Annotated in this window: 1 protein-coding gene; it reads left to right on the top strand. The window is 44.7% G+C overall.

Annotated elements, in window-relative coordinates; genetic code table 11:
• Positions 1–558: 558 nt before the first annotated feature.
• Positions 559–1,869: a group II intron reverse transcriptase/maturase gene (gene ltrA, locus BN52_RS07035; protein ID WP_008473740.1), complete on the top strand. Its 1,311-nt coding sequence runs from the start codon at positions 559–561 to the stop codon at positions 1,867–1,869.
• The last annotated feature ends 67 nt before the right edge of the window (positions 1,870–1,936 follow it).

The raw sequence follows: 1,936 nt of genomic DNA, 5'->3' as shown, positions 1-1,936 counted from the left end.
TTGTGTGTCGGGCATGACATTTCATCTAGTCTAGTGAAAGTCTAGACCACGGGTAGTTGTCGCCAAGTGTAGTGAACCACAAGCTGATAGCGGTGACGCTATGGGTGAAGGAAGTGGCTAGCGAGTTTTCCGAGCCTACGTACAGAAATCTGGTCAGGCCAAATGGTGGATAAGACTGCAAGACAAGTCGAAGTCCAAAAGACAACCGTAAAACCAAGACGGTAAACCAGGAGGCAGTGGAAAATAAGAGATGAATGTCTTACCCCGAGAGATCTCGTGGACAGGCAAGCCGAGCAAGCTTTAATAACAGCGATCGTAAGCCTGGTCGAAAAAGGTTAGCCACGAGAAGTCAGCCGAGGTCATAGTAGCGATGAAGGCTCTGTAATGGAGCTGGATGCGAAGGACCTAATGTTTGTAAGAGAATATCCTGCTATAAGCAATGTTCAGACAGTCCGAATAAGAGGATAGCCTAGCACAAAGAGAACGTAACTCTTTGATGGTGAAAGCAATTGGGACGATTCCGAATAGATTTACAAATAGAAATGGAGATATCACGAGATGGAATTGATAGAGCAGATTTTAAGCCAAGGCAATCTCAAAGAAGCAATTCACAGAGTCAAAATCAATAAGGGCGCTCCTGGAGTGGACAATAAAACGGTCGATGAGCTTGACGGCTACTTTAAGAAGCACCAAGCGGAAATCAAGGATTCGATCATGAAAATGAAATATCGTCCGCAAGCCGTACGTAGAGTCTACATACCTAAAGCCAATGGCAAGAAGCGTCCGCTGGGAATCCCAACCGTCGTGGATCGGGTAATCCAACAGGCAATCGCCCAAGTCTTGATGAAGATATATGATCCCCGCTTCAGCGACCATAGCTATGGCTTTAGACCAAAACGCAGTGCTCACGATGCCATAGAGCAAGTCTTGGAATACCTAGATGAAGGCTACCAATGGGTAATTGATTTAGACATTGAGAAATACTTTGACACGGTCAATCATGATAAATTAATTTCAATAATCAGAGAGCAGGTAAACGACAAAACCACCCTCCACTTGATCCGGGCATTCCTAAAAGCCGGAATCATGGAAGATGGCTTGGTTAAGCCCAATAAGCTTGGCGTGCCACAAGGCGGACCTCTTTCGCCGATTCTATCGAATATCTATTTAGATAAAATGGATAAGGAATTAGAACAAAGAGGCGTGCACTTCGTGCGCTATGCCGATGACTGCAATATCTTCGTTAAAAGCAAAAAGTCGGCTGATCGGGTCATGAAGTCAATCTCGTCATGGCTAGAAAGGAAACTGTTCTTAAAGGTCAACGCAACTAAAACTAAAGTCGTGCGACCAACCAAGAGCAATTTTCTAGGCTTTACCTTCTGGAAAAACGACGAACGCTGGCAGACAAAGCCAGGAGACGACCGCAAAGCCAAGCTCTACGACAAGATTAGAGAACTGTTGAGTCGCCGTAAAGCAGCTGCCCAGCCCTTATCAGTGGTTTTTACTAAGATAAATCAAGTAGTCAGAGGCTGGATCAACTACTTCAAAATTGGCGATATGAAACACTTTCTGTTTAAATTCAGTCAATGGATGCGCCATAAGATACGAGTAGTAATCATTAAGCAATGGAAGCGCTCCAAAAGAATATATACCAACCTGATGCGAATAAACAAGGCGCTAAAGTGCAACTTTAGCGACGAAGATATCCGCAAAGTAGCCAATGCGCGATTAGGATGGTATAAGCGCAGTTCAGGACAAGTCGTAAATTTCCTGCTCAGTCCCCAAGTCTTAGGGATAAAGAAAGCAGATCGCCCAGGATTGGTCGATCCGCTAGAATATTATATATCTCGTAAAGAATTACAAATGTAGCGCCGGATACGGAACCGTACGTCCGGTGCAATGAGAGGGGCGAGAATTAAACTCCCTCTACTCTATT

The organism is Lactobacillus gigeriorum DSM 23908 = CRBIP 24.85 (assembly GCF_000296855.1).
GTDB lineage: Bacteria > Bacillota > Bacilli > Lactobacillales > Lactobacillaceae > Lactobacillus > Lactobacillus gigeriorum.
The sequence above is the reverse complement of the archived record's forward strand: the minus strand, read 5'-3'. Positions and strand labels throughout refer to the sequence as shown.